Origin of the sequence: Nocardioides sp. CER19, assembly GCF_029846275.1 — a bacterium.
Lineage (GTDB): Bacteria > Actinomycetota > Actinomycetes > Propionibacteriales > Nocardioidaceae > Nocardioides.
In genome coordinates, this window is record NZ_JARVWS010000002.1 from 1073764 (window position 1) to 1090599 (window position 16836).

The 16836-nt window shown below is 71.4% G+C and carries 22 protein-coding genes; 14 read left to right on the plus strand and 8 right to left on the minus strand.

What is annotated here, in order from left to right; genetic code table 11:
* The first annotated feature begins 28 nt into the window (after window positions 1-28).
* From QDS12_RS13665 to QDS12_RS13675, 3 genes are read left to right on the plus strand one after another with little or no spacing between them, the layout of a single operon-like run.
* Complete coding sequence (locus tag QDS12_RS13665) at window positions 29-1099, plus strand: ABC transporter substrate-binding protein (protein ID WP_279879627.1); 1071 nt, start codon at window positions 29-31, stop codon at window positions 1097-1099.
* Window positions 1096-1986, plus strand: a complete 891-nt coding sequence (locus tag QDS12_RS13670; RefSeq protein WP_279879628.1) for an ABC transporter substrate-binding protein — start codon at window positions 1096-1098, stop codon at window positions 1984-1986. The genes QDS12_RS13665 and QDS12_RS13670 overlap by 4 nt, the downstream gene beginning before the upstream one ends.
* Before the next feature lie 17 nt (window positions 1987-2003).
* Entirely contained in the window at window positions 2004-3005 is a 1002-nt protein-coding gene (locus tag QDS12_RS13675; RefSeq protein WP_279879629.1) for an aliphatic sulfonate ABC transporter substrate-binding protein, read from the plus strand.
* A gap of 52 nt (window positions 3006-3057) precedes the next feature.
* Here the strand turns inward: QDS12_RS13675 and QDS12_RS13680 are convergent, their stop codons facing one another.
* Window positions 3058-3312 (minus strand): mycoredoxin, encoded by a 255-nt coding sequence (locus tag QDS12_RS13680; RefSeq protein ID WP_279879631.1) that lies wholly within the window; start codon window positions 3310-3312, stop codon window positions 3058-3060.
* 105 nt (window positions 3313-3417) lie between these two features.
* On the opposite strand from QDS12_RS13680, the gene QDS12_RS13685 reads away from it, so the two are divergent.
* On the plus strand, window positions 3418-3960 hold the full coding sequence (locus QDS12_RS13685) for a DUF1697 domain-containing protein (protein ID WP_279879632.1): 543 nt from the start codon (window positions 3418-3420) through the stop codon (window positions 3958-3960).
* Here QDS12_RS13685 and QDS12_RS13690 read toward each other — a convergent pair whose 3' ends face one another.
* Window positions 3961-4320 carry a MerR family transcriptional regulator gene (locus tag QDS12_RS13690; RefSeq protein ID WP_279879633.1) on the minus strand — a complete coding sequence of 120 codons (360 nt, stop codon included), beginning with the start codon at window positions 4318-4320 and terminating at the stop codon, window positions 3961-3963.
* Between the two features lie 51 nt (window positions 4321-4371).
* On the opposite strand from QDS12_RS13690, the gene QDS12_RS13695 reads away from it, so the two are divergent.
* The 6 genes from QDS12_RS13695 to QDS12_RS13720 all read left to right on the plus strand — a co-directional run bounded on the left by QDS12_RS13695 (window position 4372) and on the right by QDS12_RS13720 (window position 9020).
* Entirely contained in the window at window positions 4372-5580 is a 1209-nt protein-coding gene (locus QDS12_RS13695) for an MFS transporter (protein ID WP_279879634.1), read from the plus strand.
* 80 nt (window positions 5581-5660) lie between these two features.
* Window positions 5661-7715 carry an ATP-dependent DNA helicase UvrD2 gene (locus QDS12_RS13700; RefSeq protein WP_279879635.1) on the plus strand — a complete coding sequence of 685 codons (2055 nt, stop codon included), beginning with the start codon at window positions 5661-5663 and terminating at the stop codon, window positions 7713-7715.
* 126 nt (window positions 7716-7841) lie between these two features.
* Window positions 7842-8054 carry a hypothetical protein gene (locus tag QDS12_RS13705; RefSeq protein ID WP_279879636.1) on the plus strand — a complete coding sequence of 71 codons (213 nt, stop codon included), beginning with the start codon at window positions 7842-7844 and terminating at the stop codon, window positions 8052-8054.
* A 141-nt stretch (window positions 8055-8195) separates the two neighbouring features.
* On the plus strand, window positions 8196-8543 hold the full coding sequence (locus QDS12_RS13710) for a WhiB family transcriptional regulator (RefSeq protein WP_279879637.1): 348 nt from the start codon (window positions 8196-8198) through the stop codon (window positions 8541-8543).
* 48 nt (window positions 8544-8591) lie between these two features.
* Window positions 8592-8756, plus strand: a complete 165-nt coding sequence (locus QDS12_RS13715) for a hypothetical protein (RefSeq protein WP_279879639.1) — start codon at window positions 8592-8594, stop codon at window positions 8754-8756.
* Window positions 8757-8858: 102 nt separating this feature from the next.
* Window positions 8859-9020 (plus strand): hypothetical protein, encoded by a 162-nt coding sequence (locus tag QDS12_RS13720; RefSeq protein ID WP_279879640.1) that lies wholly within the window; start codon window positions 8859-8861, stop codon window positions 9018-9020.
* 1 nt (window position 9021) lies between these two features.
* Here QDS12_RS13720 and QDS12_RS13725 read toward each other — a convergent pair whose 3' ends face one another.
* Both QDS12_RS13725 and QDS12_RS13730 read right to left on the minus strand, forming a co-directional pair.
* Window positions 9022-9459 carry a hypothetical protein gene (locus QDS12_RS13725; protein WP_279879641.1) on the minus strand — a complete coding sequence of 146 codons (438 nt, stop codon included), beginning with the start codon at window positions 9457-9459 and terminating at the stop codon, window positions 9022-9024.
* Between the two features lie 371 nt (window positions 9460-9830).
* Complete coding sequence (locus tag QDS12_RS13730) at window positions 9831-10247, minus strand: DUF6318 family protein (RefSeq protein ID WP_279879642.1); 417 nt, start codon at window positions 10245-10247, stop codon at window positions 9831-9833.
* Window positions 10248-10544: 297 nt separating this feature from the next.
* On the opposite strand from QDS12_RS13730, the gene QDS12_RS13735 reads away from it, so the two are divergent.
* Window positions 10545-11273: a VOC family protein gene (locus QDS12_RS13735; RefSeq protein ID WP_279879643.1), complete on the plus strand. Its 729-nt coding sequence runs from the start codon at window positions 10545-10547 to the stop codon at window positions 11271-11273.
* Here QDS12_RS13735 and QDS12_RS13740 read toward each other — a convergent pair.
* Both QDS12_RS13740 and QDS12_RS13745 read right to left on the minus strand, forming a co-directional pair.
* The gene (locus QDS12_RS13740) at window positions 11266-12108 is read right to left on the minus strand and encodes a hypothetical protein (protein ID WP_279879644.1); all 843 of its coding nucleotides are present in this window, start codon (window positions 12106-12108) and stop codon (window positions 11266-11268) included. The two genes, QDS12_RS13735 and QDS12_RS13740, sit on opposite strands and share 8 nt — an antisense overlap.
* A gap of 159 nt (window positions 12109-12267) precedes the next feature.
* On the minus strand, window positions 12268-12426 hold the full coding sequence (locus QDS12_RS13745) for a DUF5679 domain-containing protein (RefSeq protein WP_017934894.1): 159 nt from the start codon (window positions 12424-12426) through the stop codon (window positions 12268-12270).
* Window positions 12427-12942: 516 nt separating this feature from the next.
* Here QDS12_RS13745 and QDS12_RS13750 point away from each other — a divergent pair.
* Both QDS12_RS13750 and QDS12_RS13755 read left to right on the plus strand, forming a co-directional pair.
* Window positions 12943-13968, plus strand: a complete 1026-nt coding sequence (locus QDS12_RS13750; RefSeq protein ID WP_279879645.1) for a PHP domain-containing protein — start codon at window positions 12943-12945, stop codon at window positions 13966-13968.
* 9 nt (window positions 13969-13977) lie between these two features.
* Window positions 13978-14511 (plus strand): M48 family metallopeptidase, encoded by a 534-nt coding sequence (locus tag QDS12_RS13755; RefSeq protein WP_279879646.1) that lies wholly within the window; start codon window positions 13978-13980, stop codon window positions 14509-14511.
* On the opposite strand, the gene QDS12_RS13760 is transcribed toward QDS12_RS13755, so the two are convergent.
* Both QDS12_RS13760 and QDS12_RS13765 read right to left on the minus strand, forming a co-directional pair.
* Window positions 14458-15009: an NUDIX domain-containing protein gene (locus tag QDS12_RS13760; RefSeq protein ID WP_279879648.1), complete on the minus strand. Its 552-nt coding sequence runs from the start codon at window positions 15007-15009 to the stop codon at window positions 14458-14460. The two genes, QDS12_RS13755 and QDS12_RS13760, sit on opposite strands and share 54 nt — an antisense overlap.
* Window positions 15006-16334 (minus strand): zinc-dependent metalloprotease, encoded by a 1329-nt coding sequence (locus QDS12_RS13765; protein WP_279879649.1) that lies wholly within the window; start codon window positions 16332-16334, stop codon window positions 15006-15008. Before QDS12_RS13765 ends, QDS12_RS13760 begins: the two co-directional genes overlap by 4 nt.
* A 47-nt stretch (window positions 16335-16381) precedes the next feature.
* Here QDS12_RS13765 and QDS12_RS13770 point away from each other — a divergent pair, with 47 nt between their 5' ends.
* Window positions 16382-16822: a molybdenum cofactor biosynthesis protein MoaE gene (locus QDS12_RS13770; RefSeq protein ID WP_279879650.1), complete on the plus strand. Its 441-nt coding sequence runs from the start codon at window positions 16382-16384 to the stop codon at window positions 16820-16822.
* Window positions 16823-16836 lie beyond the last annotated feature (14 nt).

The window sequence follows — 16836 nt, forward strand, 5'->3', positions numbered from 1 at the left end:
CTCAACCTCCGTCTCGAAAGGGATCACCGTGTCCGTTGACTCGTCGACCGACGTCGACACCATCTGGTACACCCGCTGCCCCGTGCCGACCGCGTCGGGCATCGCCATCGACACCGGCATCCTGTCCGGAACGTTCGCCCCCGAGCACGTGGCCGTCACGTCGATCAGGGCCTCCGACGACCCCGCCGTGCGGGAGTCGCACTTCGACCACAGCCAGGAGCGGTCCTTCCGCGAGGGCGGCAACATCCCGCCGCTGCACGCCCGGAGCCTCGGGAAGGACACGCGGGTCGTCGGCCTCACCTGGGTCGAGGAGTTCCAGTCGCTGCTGACTCTGCCGGAGTCGGGCATCGCGGGGCCGGAGGACCTCCGCGGGCGCCGGATCCTCGTGCCCGGCCACGGGGGAGAGCGCATCGACTTCGAGCGGGCGATGGCGCTGCGCGGCCTCGAGGCCACGCTCGACGTCGCCGGCCTCACGCTCGACGACGTCGAGATCGTCGACGTCCGGACGCAGGTCGGCAACCTGGTGGAACGCCAGGGCAGCTACGAGCACGACCACTACCGGTTCGAGCTCGCCGCCCTCCACGCGGGAGACGGCGAGGCGTTCTACGCCAAGGGCGCGCCCGCGCTCGAGACGATCGCGAGGCGCGAGCTCTTGCAGCCCGTCTTCGACCTGGCGACGTCGCCCGACCCGCGCCACCGCGTCAACAACGGCACGCCCCGCCCGATCACCGTGAGCGCCGAGCTGCTCGAGACGCGGCCCGACCTCGTGCAGCGCTACCTCGCCGCGCTCATCGACGCGGCGCTCTGGGCGCGGGAGCACGAGGACCGCGCCTTCGAGATCCTCGCCGCCGAGACCGGGGCGTCGGTCGCGTCGGCCCGGACGGCGTACGGCGCCTCGGCACCGCAGCGGCTGCTCCCGTCCTGGGACCCGCGCCTGGTCGAGCTGCTCGGCTTCCAGAAGGACTTCCTCCTTCGCCACGGCTTCCTGGCCGGCGACGTCGACCTCGACGCGTGGCTGGTGAAGGAGCCCCTCCTCGCCGCCTTCGCCGACGCGGGGATCGACCCCACCACCTCACCCCTGAACGGAGCCTCCTCATGACGTTGCGCATCGGCGTTCACCCGAGCAACCCCACCCTCGACACCTTCGCCCGCAGCGCGGAGCTGCAGAAGCCGCTCGTGGAGGCGGGCGTCGACTACCAGATCGTGCGCTACCCGGACGGCGTCGAGACCGTCGACCTGTTCCGCATCGGTGCGATCGACGTCTCGGGCACGGGGTTCACGCCGCCGATCACGCTCCTGTCCGAGGGCGTCGACGTGGTCTTCCTGGCCACCTCGGCTCCTCGCGCCGGGGAGTACGGCGGCGGCCTGGTCGTCCGGGCCGACAGCGGCATCACGTCGGTGGCCGACCTGCGCGGCCGCAGCGTGTCGCTCGCGCTCGGCTCCTGGCAGACCTCGTCGCTCGCCTTCAGCCTCGAGCAGGGCGGCCTGAGCTGGGCCGACGTCACGCCCGTTCGCCTCAGCGTCCCGGCCGCGCTGTACGCCTTCCGCAACGGCGACCTCGACGCCTGGGTGATCGACGAGCCGACCCTGTCGAAGGTCCGCAGCGAGCTCGACGTCACCGTCCTCGTCCCGACGGCCGACGTGCTCTCGCACCCGTCGGTCTTCTTCGGCACCCGCGCGGCCGCCGCCGAGCAGGCCGACGCCGTCCGCGTCCTGCTCGAGGCCCTCGACGCGACCGACGCCTGGATCGAGGCGAACCCGGACGAGGCCGCCGCGCTGCTCGTCGAGGGCACGCTCCGCTCGGAGTCCGACGCCCTGGCCAGCCTGACCACCCGACCCTGGGGCCTGCGGCTTCCGACCGCTGAGTTCCTCGAGGAGGAGGAGCGCGCCGGGGCGCTCCTCCACCGCTTCGGCGTGCTGCCCAGCGCGCCTCAGGCGACCGCGGCCGTCCCGGCCTCGGCGCCCTTCACCCCTCGCAACCACTGAATCCCGAAAGGTCCTCGATGACTTCCACTGCCCGCCGCCGCACCGTCGTCGGACTGGTCGCGGCCACCGCCGCCTCCCTGGTCCTGGCCGCATGTGGCTCGTCCGACTCCGGCGACAAGGCCGCCGACGCGTCGGGTTCCGGCAAGTCGACCACCGTCAAGATCGGTGTGCTCAACGGCTCCGACACCGCCCTGGCGCTCGCCCGTTCGTCCGGGTCCCTCGACACGACGCTGTCCGCGGTCGGGGCCAAGGCCACGTACGCCGGCCCGTTCCCCGCGTTCGCGCCGGCTGCCGAGGCGATCAAGGCGGGTGCCGTCGACGTGACCATCGGCGGCCTGCTCTCCTGGGTCGGCGCCGTGGTCGCCGACCCCGAGCTCGAGGTCTTCGCCTACCAGCCCGACCTCGGCACGCAGGAGGGGATCGTCGCCACGTCGAAGTCGGGCGTCTCGTCGATCGCCGACCTCAAGGGGAAGAAGATCGCCTACAACCAGGCCGGCACGGGGGAGTACCTCCTCCGCAAGGCGCTCGCGAAGGAGGGCCTGAGCTGGGACGACGTCAAGGCCGTCAACCTGCCGCCCGCCGACGCGGCCACCGCGTTCGCCTCCGGGCAGGTCGACGCGTGGGCGACGTGGGGCAACTTCTTCGCGACCGCGGCGACGTCGAAGGGCGCCAAGGTCGTCTCGACCGGGGCGGCCGTGGACTCCCACAACGACACCGTCTTCGTGACCACCAAGTCGTTCGCGAAGGACCACCCGGACGCGCTCAAGGCGGTCTTCGACGCGCTGAAGAGCTCCGCCGACAAGGGCGCGGCCGACACGTCGCTCTACGACACCGCGCGCAAGGCGGACGGTCTCTCCGACGCCGTCGTCGCCTTCCTGGCCAAGGACGCGCCCGTGTCGGTCGAGCCGGTGACGGCGGACACGATCACGTCGTGGCAGAAGGAGGCCGACTTCTGGACGTCGGAGAAGGTCATCCCGAGCAAGGTCGACGTCGCCGGCCAGGTCGTCCAGCTCGGCTGAACACGACGAAGGGCTCCCGGCGTGGTGCCGGGAGCCCTTCTGCGTCCGGGGGTCAGGAGGCCAGCGCGGCCAGCTTCTCCTTGACCTGGAGGACGCTCGGGTTCGTGTGCGCGGAGCCGTCGGCGTAGACGAGCGTCGGAACCGTCTGGTTGCCGTTGTTGACCTTCTCGACGATCGAGGCGGCGTCGGGGTGCTCCTCGATGTCGACCTCCTCGAACGTGATGCCCTCACGGCCGAGCTGGCCCTTGAGCCGCTGGCAGTAGCCGCACCACGGAGTGGTGTACATCGTGAACGTCTCGGCAGCCATCTGGACCTCGCCTCCGATAGATAGTGGAACGACGTAGCTCTCAACGGCATCGCGCCCACACTTGTTCCGCGGCACGGAGTGACCTCCGCTGCTTAGGGTGACCCCGTGCGCTACGTGGTCATGCTCCGAGGTGTCAACGTCGGCGGTCGCAACAAGGTCCCGATGGCCGCGCTCGTGACGCTGCTGTCGAGCGAGTTCGACAACGTCCGCACCTACATCCAGTCCGGCAACGTGGTGCTCGACGCGAGCATGACGTCCGCCGAGGTGTGCCAGTGGGTCGAGCGGACGCTGCCGCAGACCTTCGAGCTCGACGGCTCCGTGATCCGTGCCCTCGTGCTCGACAGGGCCGAGTTCCGCGAGGTCGTCGAGCAGGCGCCGCACGACTTCGGGTCGGACGACGCCACCTACCGCTACGACGTGGGGTTCTTCGTCGGGATCGGGCCGGACGACGTACGGCCCTTTGTCGCGGTCAACCCCGACGTCGACGTCGTCACGTGGGGGACGCGGGCGTTCTACCACCGCCGGATCACGGCCCTGGCGTCACGCTCCCGTGTCTCGAAGATCATCGGTACGCCGGTCTATCCGTCGCTCACGCTGCGCAACTGGCGCACGACGTCGACCCTCGCCCGGTTGCTGGACGAGGACTGATCAGGCGTCAGCGGTGACCTGCGCGGTGGCGAGGAAGCCGCGCAGCGTCTCGCGGCTGGCGGACAGGCACGCGATCCGCTCGTCGAGCGCGTGGAGCTCGTCGTTGAGCATGCTCGCCAGCTCCCGGCTGCACTCGCGGGTCCACGAGGGCTTCTCCATGTCGAAGACGACCTGGATGAGTCGGGTCGGCACGCCGGCGGCGATGTGGTTCCGGATCCGACGTACCCGGTCGACGTCGTCCTCGTCGTAGACCCGGTAGCCGTTGGGGCCACGCCCCGGCTCCAGCAGCCCCTGCGACTCGTAGTAGCGGATCATCCGGGTCGCGACCCCGGTCCGCTCGGCGACGTCCCCGATCCTCATGCCCTCACCGTCCTTGACATTGACATCAATGTCAATCTCTACGGTCGGGACATGACTGCTGCGAACGCTCGATCCCGGTGGCTCCCTGTCGTGGCCCTGACGGCCGGCACCCTCTGGACCGTCACGGCCGAGCTGCTGCCGGCGGGCCTGCTGCTCGACATCGGGAGCGACACCGGAGTCGCCGCCGGGACGGTCGGGTACCTCGTGACCGCCTGGGGACTGGCGATCGCCATCCTCAGCCTCCCGCTGGCGCGGCTCACCCGCCGGGTCGACCGCCGCACGGTGCTCGTCGCCGCCCTTGCGGGCACCGGCTCGGCAACCGTCCTGACAGCTCTCGCGCCGACGTACCCGCTGCTGGTCGTCGCCCGCACGCTGGCCGCGGCGGGGCACGGACTGTTCTGGGCCCTGGTCGTCGTGGCGGCCGGCTCCCTCGTGGAGGAGCGGTACGTCGCCCGGGCGGTCGCTGTCGTCGTGGCCGGCCCCACCATCGCGAGCGTGGTGGTCATCCCCGCCGCGACGGCGCTCGGCGATGCGGCCGGTTGGCGCGTGGCGTTCGCGCTCGTCGGGCTGATGACCGTGGTGACGGGGCTCCTGCTCGGGCCGCTGCTGCCACGGATGACACCGGTGCCGGTGCCACGGGGCCGCCGTGACCCCAGCGCTGTCGCGACCGTGCGGGTGGCGGCGCTCGGGGGTGTCCTGCTCGTCGCCCACTTCATGGCCTTCACCTTCGTCGCGCCGATCCTCACCGGCCCCGGCGCTCTGCCCCGCTCGCTGGTGAGCGTCGTGCTGCTGGTGTTCGGCGGCGCGGGCGTGGTCGGGCTGGTCGGCGCGCCCGCGCTTGTCCGCCGCCACCCCTCATGGGCACTCCCGATCACCGGGATGCTGCTCGCGCTGGCTCTCCTCGCGGTCGGCCTGGCCGGCGGGAGCAGGCCGGCCGAGCTCGTCGCCGTGGTGGCCTGGGGGATCGCCATCGGCGCGCTGCCGGTGGTCTTCCAGACCCGTCTTCTCGCGCTGGCCTCGCCCGCCTTCCGCCCGACGGCCGGTGCGGTGATGGTGGTCGCCCTCAACCTCGGCGTGGCCGCCGGCGCGGCCGCCGGCGGGGTCCTCGACGGAAGGGCCGGTGCGGGACCGCTGCCCTTCGTCGGCGCCGCGCTCGCCGCGGCGGCCGTCCTGGGCCTGGTCACCCTCGACCGGTCCGACCGTGCGGTCGGGCCGCCCCACGAGAGAGCGAGCGGGGAACCGGCGCGGGCGACGGCCTGACCGCACTCAGCGACTGTCGCCGGCCGCATCTAGGGTGGTGGGCCGACGCCCTGAACCCGACCTCCTGGAGTGCCTCGCCCGTGTCCGCCAGCCCCGACGCCCTGCTCGACGCTCTCGATCCGGAGCAGCGACGCGTCGCCGAGGCGCTGCGCGGCCCCGTCCGGGTGCTCGCCGGAGCCGGTACGGGCAAGACGCGCGCGATCACCCACCGGATCGCCTACGGAGTCGCGACGGGCGTCTACGCCCCGGCCGAGGTCCTCGCCGTCACGTTCACGACCCGCGCGGCGGGGGAGATGCGCCAGCGGCTGCGCGGCATGGGGGCCGGCGCGGTCCAGGCCCGGACGTTCCACTCCGCCGCCCTGCGCCAGCTCCGCTACTTCTGGCCGCACGTGCACGGCACGGAGCTGCCCACGCTGACCGAGTCCAAGCTCGGCATGCTGGCCCAGGCCGCCCGCCGGCACCGGCTCGGTGCCGACCAGGCGCTCCTGCGCGACCTCGCCTCCGAGGTCGAGTGGGCGAAGGTCAGCAACGTCCACCCGGACTCCTACGCCCGCGTCGCCCGTTCCCGCGGACGCGAGGTCAGCAACGTCGACGTCGAGACGGTCGGCCGGGTCTTCGGGTCCTACGAGGAGGTCAAGCGCGAGCAGGGCCGGATGGACATGGAGGACGTGCTCCTCCTGACCGCAGGGCTGCTCGCCGAGGACGAGCGGGTCGCCGCACACGTGCGCCGTCAGTACAAGTGGTTCGTCGTCGACGAGTTCCAGGACGTCTCGCCGCTGCAGTCGGCCCTGCTCGACCTGTGGCTGGGCGGCCGCGACGAGATCTGCGTGGTCGGCGACCCGGCGCAGACGATCTACTCCTTCGCCGGCGCCGACGCCGCCTATCTGCGTGGCTTCCCGAAGAAGTACGCCAACACCACGAGCGTCGAGCTCGTCCGCAACTACCGCTCCACCCCGCAGGTGGTCGAGGCTGCCAACCGGCTGCTGGCCGGCACGTCGAGCCACGGCGTCGAGCTGCGCGCCCAGCGCCCGGCAGGCCCGGCCGTGACCTTCCAGCCGCAGTCCGACGAGGTCGCCGAGGCCGACGCCGTCGCCGCGCGGATCCGCCAGCTGCATGCCGACGGCCGGGCCTTCGGCGACATCGCGGTCCTGTTCCGCATCAACGCGCAGTCCGAGACCTTCGAGGAGGCGATGACCGCCGCCGGAGTCCCCTACGTCGTCCGCGGCGCGGCGCGCTTCTTCGACCGCCCCGAGGTGCGGGAGGCCGTGACCCGCCTGCGGGGTGCCGCCCGGTCGGGGGAGGGCGAGGAGTTCCTCGAGACGGTGCACGCGATCCTCGCCGGGATGGGGTGGACCTCCACGCCGCCGGAGTCCCGGGGCCAGGTGCGCGATCGCTGGGAGTCGTGGCAGGCCCTCATCGACCAGGCGACGCAGTTCGCCCAGGCCGCCGGCGACGCTGCGCCGCCCGACCTCGGTGCCTTCGTCGACGACCTCGACCGCCGCGCGGCCGACCAGCACGCTCCGGTCGCCGACGGCGTCACCCTGGCCACCTTCCACGCCGCCAAGGGCCTGGAGTGGGACTCGGTCTTCCTCGTCGGCCTGCAGGACGGCACCCTGCCGATCACCTACGCCCTCGACTCCCCGGCGGCGATCGAGGAAGAGCGCCGCCTGCTCTACGTCGGCGTCACGCGTGCCCGCCGCGACCTGAGCCTGTCGTGGTCGGCGGCCCGCCAGCCGGGCCAGCGCGGCAGCCGCAAGCCGTCGCGCTTCCTCGACCCGCTGCTTCCCGAGTCCGCCCGGGCTGTGGAGCGACCGAAGGCGAGTCGCGGCGCGCGCATGTGCCGGACCTGCGGGCGCCCGCTCGGCAGCGCGGCCGAGAAGAAGGTCGGCCGCCACGAGGACTGCCCGGCGCCCTATGACGAGGACCTGTTCGCACGGCTCAGGGAGTGGCGCACGGCGACGGCCAAGTCGCTCGAGAAGCCGGCGTACGTCGTCTTCCCCGATGCCACGCTCGAGGCGATCGCCGAGCGGCGGCCCGTCTCGCGGGGCGACCTCCTGCGTGTCCCGGGCGTGGGCGACGCCAAGCTGACGGCCTACGGCGACGAGGTGCTCGCGATCGTGGCAGAAAATCCCTGAAGAAATGCCATTAAATGATTTGCGGGCTTTGAAGCGCTCCCACTAGCGTTTCCGTCAACCCCGAAAAACCGCGCACAGCGGAGCTGGCTGCTCCCGCGCACGATCCCACGAAGGAGGTGGCAAGACATGAGCATCAACCTGATCCAGCAGACGACTGACATCCAGTCGTCCATCGGCATGTCCGGCTACCGCCACGCCTTCGGCACGTGCACCAACGCAGCCCACTTTGCTGTGCGCACCGTCGATCTCTCCCAGGGAGAGGTGGCTCTCAAGCCGGCCACCGCTACCCGCAAGGGCTGGGTTCGTGGGACCTACGCCTGGAGACCACCGAGCGTCTGAGAAAGACGTCGGCAGACCTCCAGGCCGCGGAACCCGAACCAACGGGATCCGCGGCCTTTCTGTTTCTTGCAAGTGGATCCCAAGTCACGCGCCACACCATCAAAGAAGAAACGCGATCAGGAAACTCAGGAGGTGAACGAGATGACCACCAGCGTTCTCGACCGCGCCGACCAGGCGTTCGAGGCTGGGCTGGACCGAGTCACAGACCCCACCTTGGGTCTGCTCCACGACTCGGCCAGCAAGGTCGACGACGAGCTGCTGCCTTGCCGGGCGAACAACCCGGAGCTGTGGTTCGCCGAGTCCCCCAGCGACGTGGAGTACGCCAAGGCCCTGTGCCAAGGCTGCCCCGTTCAGGCGATGTGCCTCGACGGTGCTCTCTCGCGACGCGAGCCGTGGGGCGTGTGGGGAGGTGAGCTGTTCCTCCAGGGAACGGTGATCCCCCGCAAGCGCCCCCGCGGACGCCCGCGGAAGAACCCGATCGTCGCCTAGCCGAAGTCCACACGACCCATGAACCTTTTCCGAAACAGGAGCATTGTTATGAGCACCATGCAGGAAGACCTGGCGCGGGCCCAGATGGCCGCGCGCCTGGGAGAGGCGCAGCAGATGCGGCGGGGCCACCAGTTGGCCGCCGCTCGCCGGCTCAGCCGCAAGGCCGAGCAGGCAGCACAGCTTGCGCGTCTGGCCCTCGCCCGCGCTCTGTGATCCGGGATCACCTCCCGGCACCCTGATCGCGGGTGTGTGACACGAACGGCCCGTCCGTCCCACCTAGTTGGGGCGGGCGGGCAGTTCTGCTTTTCTGGGTGTGTGCAGACCTGTGACTTCTGTGGTCGTACCGCTCCCGAGGGCGCCGAGACGCTCGCCTGGACCACCGCCGTCGAGCGCGGCGTCCGCAAGACCTACTGCGACGTCTGCTCCCGCGAGAACCTGCGGGCCATGGAGGGCAAGCTCGACTCCGAGTGGTGGTGAGCTAGCCGACGAGCACCGGCGTCGCCGACCTGATGGTGAGCCGCTGCGGTGCTCCCGCGATGGTCACCGTCCCGTCGACCGGCGCCCACGCGCCGCCGTCGAGCTGGTAGTCCGCCTCCCACGTCGTGTCGACGCTCGGCGACACCGTGCCCTTCTCGAGGTAGCGGTGCGTCACGTCGAGGGCCGGGTACGCCGCCCCGGGCTTGCTGGTCCGGGTCTCCGTGCGGTCGCCGAAGTGCCACGTGAAGCTCTGCGTCCTGATCCGGAATCGGACTTGGTGGCCGAGCAACGTGACCGTGCGCTCGAACGGCGCCGCCTCGGTGTAGAAGTTCGTGTCGAAGTTGACCAGCGTCGCGCCGCCGGGTGGCTGGATCACCAGCACCGACGCGGGCAGTGGGATCTGCCTGAACGCCCGAAGGATGTCGCCTTGGGTCGGCATTGGATCGGGGGTCGCGGAAGTGGGATCGCCGCAGCTGTTGTGGAGGTCGAGAACTTGCCCATCCTCTGTGGCGTACCAGGTAATGGACATGGGGCTGCCGTCCGGACATGTGCGGGGTGCACCGGTGCAGCCGACACCTGGCACCGCGCCGCACGTAGTGGTTGTAACGAAGTGCCCCGGTGGCAAGTCGGAAGCCGTGGGGGTGGCGCCGCCTCCTTCGGTCGAGTCGCAGTCATCTATGACGACCCCAACATTGAAGACTTGGTCACCTGCGTTCGTATTAGCCGTTCCATCGCACGGGGCCGAGACCACTTGAACGACTACAGCAAATGCGACGACCAAGCCAGCGCAGATAGCAAGGCGGAACGCGGTCATGGCAGGACCACCAACTGCGCAACCTTCCAACCGTCGTGCGTCGCAAGCAGTTCCAGACGGTCGCGAGCATGACTGCCCCCGCTGGTCTTATCGTTCGCGGATCCCGGCATGTCGACCGTCTGGTTAGAGAACCGTAGGTCGATGGTCACGTATGCGAGTTGTAGTTTGCCGGCTTTCAGCCACTCGACCCGGTAGCGAGACGGCCTAGTTTGACCGCCTCTGATCGAACCGCCGGCCGCGTAGACCTTCTCGATACTGCGCGCTCCGCCTTCGCAGCCCTTGCAGCCACCAAGGCTAAGAGCAGTGATGGCCGGTGTGTCTCCGGTTGCCTGTGCATAGTCGACGACCTGCCAGAAGTACTCCACGAACGCCTTCGCCCCGGCCTTGGTGTGTGCCTTGGCGGCGTCGGGCATCACCGGAGCGGTGGGGGAGGGCGTCGGGTCGGGTGGCGTGGAGGAGACGGTGGGGGTCGGCGGTGGCGGTGACGGATCGGCGGATCCTGAGCACGCCGACAGCGTGAGCAACCCGAGTCCGATGAGGACATGCGCCGTACGCCCCATAGGTGGTCCTTCCCGAGATCTAAGCGGAAGTTAGCCCCGGAAGACACCGGCCGGGAAGAGTTAAGAAGCACCTGTGGACGACGCGATCCCGCGAATTGGGGACGGTCCCATGGACCGGCCTGGCCCCGTGCTGGCCCTACTCTCGGCCACATGACGCCGTTCTGGCTGACGATCTTCCTCGACCTCCCCGCGGCGCGGCATGACGCAGGCACCCGGTTCTGGCTGGCAGCGACCGGCTACGGGCTGTCGGCCACGCGGGGCGACCATGACGAGTTCGCCACGCTCGTGCCACCGGTCGGCGACGCCCACCTCAAGCTCCAGCGCACCGACGGTGCGACGCCGGGCGTGCACCTGGACCTCCACGTCGCCGACCTCGACGGCGCGGTCGCGCACGCGGTCGCTCTGGGCGCGGAGCTGGTGGCGCGGCCGGGCCACGCCGTGCTCCGCTCGCCGGCCGGCTTCGTGTTCTGCCTGGTGGGCGAGGAGCGCGCCGAGGCGACGCCGCCCGCCGACTGGGGCACCCACCGTTCGCGCGTGGACCAGCTGACCATCGACGTCGCTCCCGACGCGTGGGACGCCGAGGCGGCGTTCTGGTCGGGCCTCACCGGCTGGCCGGTGCACCGGGGGAGCAGTCCCGAGTTCGCGCGGCTCGGCACACCGTCGGAGCTGCCGGTGCGCATCCTGCTCCAGCGCCTCGACGAGGGCGAGACGCACGGTCACGTCGACATCGCCACCGACGACCGAGGTCAGGAGGTCGAGCGGCTCACGGCCCGCGGCGCGGACCAGACCAGGTGGCACGAGCACTGGACGGTCATGACCGGCCCGGACGGCAGCACGTTCTGCGTCACGGAGCGTCGGCCCGACACCGGGCTCAGGTGAGGTCCTCGGCGAGCACCACGTCCCACGCACACCCGCACAGTGGGTGCCGGGCCCACTCCCGGAGGACGGGCGCGCCGGAGGTGCCGAGGAGCAGCGACGCGGACCACGTCGCCGGTACGTCGCCGTCGACGTAGGACGCGACCTCGCGCACGGCCAGCGCCAGCGCGGCCGCCTGCAATGTCGGGGACACCGGCACCGGACGCGACGCGCGCGCGAGCTGGTCGGCGACGACCGCCCGGCGCGGCTCGGTCTCGGCGCGGGCGGCGTCGACGCAGCGCAGACACGCCGTCCGGCCGGGCTCCACGAACGGGCCCACCTCCCAGCCGGCCGGTGCGCCACTCACGACGAGGTGTGGACGGCCGTCCTGCAGCAGCGCGTCGAGCCGTCCGCGCCGGACCGGGCCGAGGCCGACGACCAGCGTCACGGTCGCGGCCGTGGTGACCGGTCGCATCCCCTCGGCTCGTAGCAGGGAGACGAGCTCGTCGTGCAGCCCGGGCGGTGCCTCGACCGAGACCCGCGCTGCGCGCCGTGCCGCGAGTCGGATCGGCGCGGAGGGGCCGTGCTCGGCCGCGAGCCGCTCCTCGAGCGGCGATCCGGGCACGGCGACCAGCAGTCCGGCCGCGCTCAGCCGGTCGAGCGCCCGCACGGCCGGCAGGGAGGACGGCGGCTTCCAGGCGGCGTCCGGGTCGGCGAGCGCGCTCAGCAGGCGGCGTACGTCGGGGGAGTCGGCCAGCACCACGCGCGCCGGCGCGTCGAGGCCGACCTGGAGGTGCTGGTCGTCGAACCGGGCGGCTTGCCAGCCCGGCCGTAGTAGCGGGCGCCCGAGGTCATCCATGGCCGGACAGTGCCACGGATCGGGTCCGCGCGCCGGTCGTCCTCCACAGGGTCTTGACGGCCTCGCCCGGCGGCTCGGCCTGCTCGACCACCAGGGAAACAGACGGCGGGGTCGCCCGGGAATCCGGGCGACGCCGCCGTCGAAGCAAGCTGAGTGCGCTCAGGCCTTGCCGAGGATCCGGTTGAGGTTGGTGCCACAGACCGGGCAGACGGCCTTGGCCATCTTGGTGCCCTTGTCGTTCACCTTGATCTCACCGGTGGCCTCGCGCTTCTCCTTGCACTTGACGCAGTAGAACTCACCGCTCCAGGACTCCGCCATGACGGCCTCCTTCTATATGTCTCACGTTGGTCGTCGCGACGGGGTGGGTTTCGGGGAAGCCCGTCGGTGTCCCAGGGCAGAACGCCGCAGGACCGAGTCGACCCTACGGCACGCTGAGCCGTGATCGGCACTGGATGCACGCTCAGCGCCCCCGCGTGTCGCGCTCGGGATGTAACGCCGACGCCTCCTGGTGACATGAAGAGACCCCCGGTGCCTGGATCGTCCTTCGCCTTCCCCTTGCGAAGGGCGTCCGGCGGCGCCGGGGGTCTCGTCTGCCGAGAAACCTAGGAGGCGCGCGGCGCGAGGGTCAACGCATCGAATCCTCACCTTGTGGACGAACCTGTGGAGAGGATGCGGATAACCGGGGTAGGTGCCGTGGACAACCTCGGGACAGCGTGTGGAACAGGTTCTGGTGGGAGCGTGCGCCACGCGTGTGACCTGCGGCGATGCATCTCCACCGGGTGTGGAGGAAAAATAGTGGGCGTGAACTCCGGCGTGTCGACCCCCCGAGGCCCCGTGGCGACCCTTCGCCGCATCGCGTTCCTGCTCGAACGAGGGCGGCAGGAGACCTACAAGGTCAAGGCGTTCCGCGCGGCCGCCGCCAGTCTGCTGCCGCTCGGCGACGACGAGATCGCCGCCCGCGTCGCCGCGGGGACCCTCACCGACCTGCCCGGCATCGGCGCGAGCACCGCGAAGGTCGTCGCCCAGGTCGTGGCCGGAGAGGTGCCCGACCGGCTGGCCAGCCTCGAGGAGGAGTACGGCGGCTCGCTGGTGTCCGGCGGCGACGGGCTGCGCGCGGCGCTGCGCGGCGACCTGCACTCGCACTCGGACTGGTCCGATGGCGGCTCGCCGATCGAGGAGATGGCGTTCACCGCGATCGAGCTCGGCCACGACTACCTCGTGCTGACCGACCACTCGCCGCGGCTGACCGTCGCGCGCGGCCTCAGCGTCGAGCGGCTGCAGCGCCAGCTGGCGGTGGTCGACGCGATCAACGAGCACCTGGTGTCGGCCGGCGCGGACGGTGACGGGTTCACGGTCCTCAAGGGCATCGAGGTCGACATCCTCGACGACGGCTCCCTCGACCAGACCGAGGAGATGCTCGGCCGCCTCGACGTCCGCGTGGCGAGCGTGCACTCCAAGCTGAAGATGGAGCCGGACGAGATGACGAAGCGGATGGTGGCGGCGATCGAGAATCCGTTCACGAACGTCCTCGGCCACTGCACCGGCCGGCTCATCACCGGCAACCGCGGCACCCGGCCCGGCAGCCGGTTCGACGCCCGCAAGGTGTTCGAGGCGGCCGCCGAGCACGGCGTCGCGATCGAGATCAACAGCCGTCCCGAGCGGCGTGACCCGCCGACCGAGCTGCTGGAGCAGGCCCGCGACATCGGCTGCCTGTTCTCCATCGACTCCGACGCCCACGCGCCGGGGCAGCTGGACTTCCAGGTCTACGGCTGCGAGCGCGCCGAGGCCGCCGGGATCGAGGCGGAACGGATCGTGAACACGTGGCCGCGGCAGCGCCTGCTGGAGTGGGCGCGCCGGTAGGTTGCCGACATGGAGACGGCGAACGTCGAGGTGCGGCGCAGCAAGCGCCGCCGGCGTACGGTCTCCGCCTACCGCGACGGCGACCGCATCGTGGTGCTCATCCCGGCCTCGCTCTCCGCGAAGGAGGAGACCGAGTGGGTGGCGGCGATGGTCGCCCGCCTGGAGAAGCAGGAGCGTCGCCGCAAGCCGAGCGATGACGACCTGCTGCGGCGCGCGCTCTCGCTCAGCGATCGCTACTTCGGCGGCATCGCGATCCCCGAGTCGGTCCGCTGGGTCGAGAACCAGAACGCGCGCTGGGGCTCCTGCACGCCCGGCGAGCGGACGATCCGGCTGAGCGCGCGGCTGCAGGGGATGCCGTCGTGGGTCATCGACTACGTGCTGGTCCACGAGCTGGCGCACCTGTTCGAGCCGTCGCACGACGCGCGGTTCTGGGGCTGGGTCGACCGCTACCCGCATGCCGAGCGGGCGAAGGGCTACCTGCTCGGCTGGTCAGCAGCCGCCAAGCTCGAGCCGCCCCCGGGCGAGGGCGACGAGCTCGACTAGGTCCGCGTCCGGGTCGGGGAGCGCGTCGGCCGGCCACCACCGTACGTCGAGGGACTCCTCCGACACGGCGGGCAGGTCGCCCGCGGGCGCGATCGCCACGAAGCGGATGTCGAGGTGGTGGACGTCGGCGGTCTCCCCGCAGAACGGCACCTCGTGGTCGCTGAGCTGCACCGGCACCGGGTCGAGCGCCAGCAGGAGACCGGACTCCTCGCGCGCCTCCCGCGAGGCGGCGCCGAGGACCGACGGGTCGTCGGGCTCGAGGTGGCCGCCGAACTGGAACCACCGCTGCGCCTTCGCGTGCAGGGTCAGCAGCACCGAGGACGCGTCGGTCGAGAGCACCAGCGTCGACGCGGTCACGTGGTGCGGTCGGTCCTCCCGGAACACGCCGGAGGAGTGGGCGGTCAGGTAGTCGACGTACTGCGCGCGCAGCGCCTCCTGGGCCGGCGTCGGTGCCGGCCAGGAGGCGAGCAGGGCGAGCGCGTCTCCGCGCAGGCTCACTCGTCGCCCGAGGGGTCGTCCGAGGAGGGGTCCGAGGAGTCGTCCCGGCCCTCGAGCAGCTTGCGCAGCTCGGCGTCGAATTGGTCGTCCGAGAGCGTGTCCGGCGTGTCCGCACCCTCGCGGAACCCGAGCGGGTCGTCGAGGTCGGCGGCCGTCGGCAGCAGCGCGGGCGACATCCAGACGCCGTCGCGGGCCTCGGCGCCCTGGCGCGCGCGCAACGAGCCCCACAGCGTGGAGGCCTCGCGCAGCCGGCGCGGGCGCAGCTCGAGGCCGACCAGCGTCGCGAACGTCTGCTCGGCAGGCCCGCCGGCGGCGCGCCGGCGTCGGAACGCCTCCTGCAGCTTCGCGGCGGCCGGCATCCGGTCCTTGGTCGCCTCGCTGACGATCTCGTCGACCCAGCCCTCGACGAGGGCGAGCGCGATCTCGAGCCGCTCCAGCGCCGCCTTCTGGGCGGGGGAGTCGGGTATCTCGAACAGCGAGCCGTTCTCGAAGAGCTGCTGCAGCGACTGCGGGTCGGCCGGGTTGATGCCCTGCATCTGCTCCTCGACCTGCTGCTGGATGTTGCCGAGGTTCACCTCGACACCACGGGCGTAGTCCGTGACCGCGCCGATCACGTGGTCCCGCAGCCACGGCACGCCGGCGAAGAGCCGCTGGTGGGCGGCCTCGCGCAGCGCCAGGTAGAGCAGGACGTCGTCCTCGGACACGTCGTCGAGGCCCTCGGCGAAGGCCGCGACGTTGGCCGGCAGCAGCGCGGCCCGACCCGGCGCGGCGAGCGGTACGCCGATGTCGGAGACGGACAGCACCTCGGTGGCCAGGGCGCCGAGGCCCGAGCCGGTCTGGTTGGCGAGGAGCGCGCCGACCGCCTTGCCGAGGAAGCCCATCATCGGGCCTGCCATCGCCTGCATCTCCTCGGGCAGCTGGCCGCTCATCGCGTTGACCGACGAGGCGGCCACCGGCTCGACGAGCACCTTCCAGACGTCGACGGTGTTGACCAGCCACTCGGCCCGGCTCCAGGCCTGGGTGGTCGTGATCCCGGACGGGAAGGCGGTGGTGCCGTCGATCCAGTGGTCGGCCAGCCGCAGCGCGTCTGACACGGCCGCCTTCTGGCGCTCCGTCGGAGTCGGGTCGGCGGTCTGCGCCGCGGTCTTGCGGGCCAGGTCGAGGGCGACGTCCCAGTTGAGCGGGCCGTCGTAGGGCTGCATCAGCGACTGCATCTGCGCGAACAATGAGGAGAGGTCGGGAACGCCGGCGCCGCCCGAGAAGAACGCCTCGAAGGGGGTGCCCTTGAACGGGTTGTCGCCCGGGTCACCAGGGGTGTCAGCCATGCCCCCAACGGTACGCGGCCGACCCATGTCCGGCCTAAGGTGATCCTGTGACTCACGCCGCCCTCCCGGGAGCCGTCCGGCTCGCGGACATCCGCGACACGCCCCTCGACGTGGACGAGGTCGTCAAGGTGCTCGACGACGACGCGTCCGGCGGGCTGACGCTGTTCGTGGGACGTGTGCGCGACCACGACCACGGCCGGGGCGTCACCGGGCTGACCTACGACGCCCATCCGACCGCGCTCGACCGGCTGGTCGAGGTCTGCGCGCGGGTCGCCGACGACCACGACGTCAACGGGGTCGCGGCGGTGCACCGCACCGGTGACCTGGCGATCGGCGACATCGCCGTCATCGTGGCCACCACGTCCGGTCACCGGGGCGACGCGTTCGCCGCCAGCCGCGCCCTCATCGACACGCTCAAGGACGAGGTGCCGATCTGGAAGCACCAGCGCTTCACCGACGGCACCGACGAGTGGGTCGGCGCGCCGTGACCGACGGAGCCCCT

Excerpts from the sequence above, each read along its gene's own strand:
- QDS12_RS13710 (WP_279879637.1), top strand. The coding sequence starts at position 8,196 with ATGACCACCAGCGTTCTCGACCGCGCCGACCAGGCGTTCGAGGCTGGG.
- QDS12_RS13745 (WP_017934894.1), bottom strand. The coding sequence starts at position 12,426 with ATGGCGGAGTCCTGGAGCGGTGAGTTCTACTGCGTCAAGTGCAAGGAG.
- QDS12_RS13680 (WP_279879631.1), bottom strand. The coding sequence starts at position 3,312 with ATGGCTGCCGAGACGTTCACGATGTACACCACTCCGTGGTGCGGCTAC.
- QDS12_RS13730 (WP_279879642.1), bottom strand. The coding sequence starts at position 10,247 with ATGCCCGACGCCGCCAAGGCACACACCAAGGCCGGGGCGAAGGCGTTC.
- QDS12_RS13675 (WP_279879629.1), top strand. The coding sequence starts at position 2,004 with ATGACTTCCACTGCCCGCCGCCGCACCGTCGTCGGACTGGTCGCGGCC.
- QDS12_RS13765 (WP_279879649.1), bottom strand. The coding sequence starts at position 16,334 with ATGGCTGACACCCCTGGTGACCCGGGCGACAACCCGTTCAAGGGCACC.
- QDS12_RS13755 (WP_279879646.1), top strand. The coding sequence starts at position 13,978 with ATGGAGACGGCGAACGTCGAGGTGCGGCGCAGCAAGCGCCGCCGGCGT.
- QDS12_RS13725 (WP_279879641.1), bottom strand. The coding sequence starts at position 9,459 with ATGCCGACCCAAGGCGACATCCTTCGGGCGTTCAGGCAGATCCCACTG.
- QDS12_RS13715 (WP_279879639.1), top strand. The coding sequence starts at position 8,592 with ATGAGCACCATGCAGGAAGACCTGGCGCGGGCCCAGATGGCCGCGCGC.
- QDS12_RS13705 (WP_279879636.1), top strand. The coding sequence starts at position 7,842 with ATGAGCATCAACCTGATCCAGCAGACGACTGACATCCAGTCGTCCATC.
- QDS12_RS13740 (WP_279879644.1), bottom strand. The coding sequence starts at position 12,108 with ATGGATGACCTCGGGCGCCCGCTACTACGGCCGGGCTGGCAAGCCGCC.
- QDS12_RS13690 (WP_279879633.1), bottom strand. The coding sequence starts at position 4,320 with ATGAGGATCGGGGACGTCGCCGAGCGGACCGGGGTCGCGACCCGGATG.
- QDS12_RS13670 (WP_279879628.1), top strand. The coding sequence starts at position 1,096 with ATGACGTTGCGCATCGGCGTTCACCCGAGCAACCCCACCCTCGACACC.
- QDS12_RS13695 (WP_279879634.1), top strand. The coding sequence starts at position 4,372 with ATGACTGCTGCGAACGCTCGATCCCGGTGGCTCCCTGTCGTGGCCCTG.
- QDS12_RS13735 (WP_279879643.1), top strand. The coding sequence starts at position 10,545 with ATGACGCCGTTCTGGCTGACGATCTTCCTCGACCTCCCCGCGGCGCGG.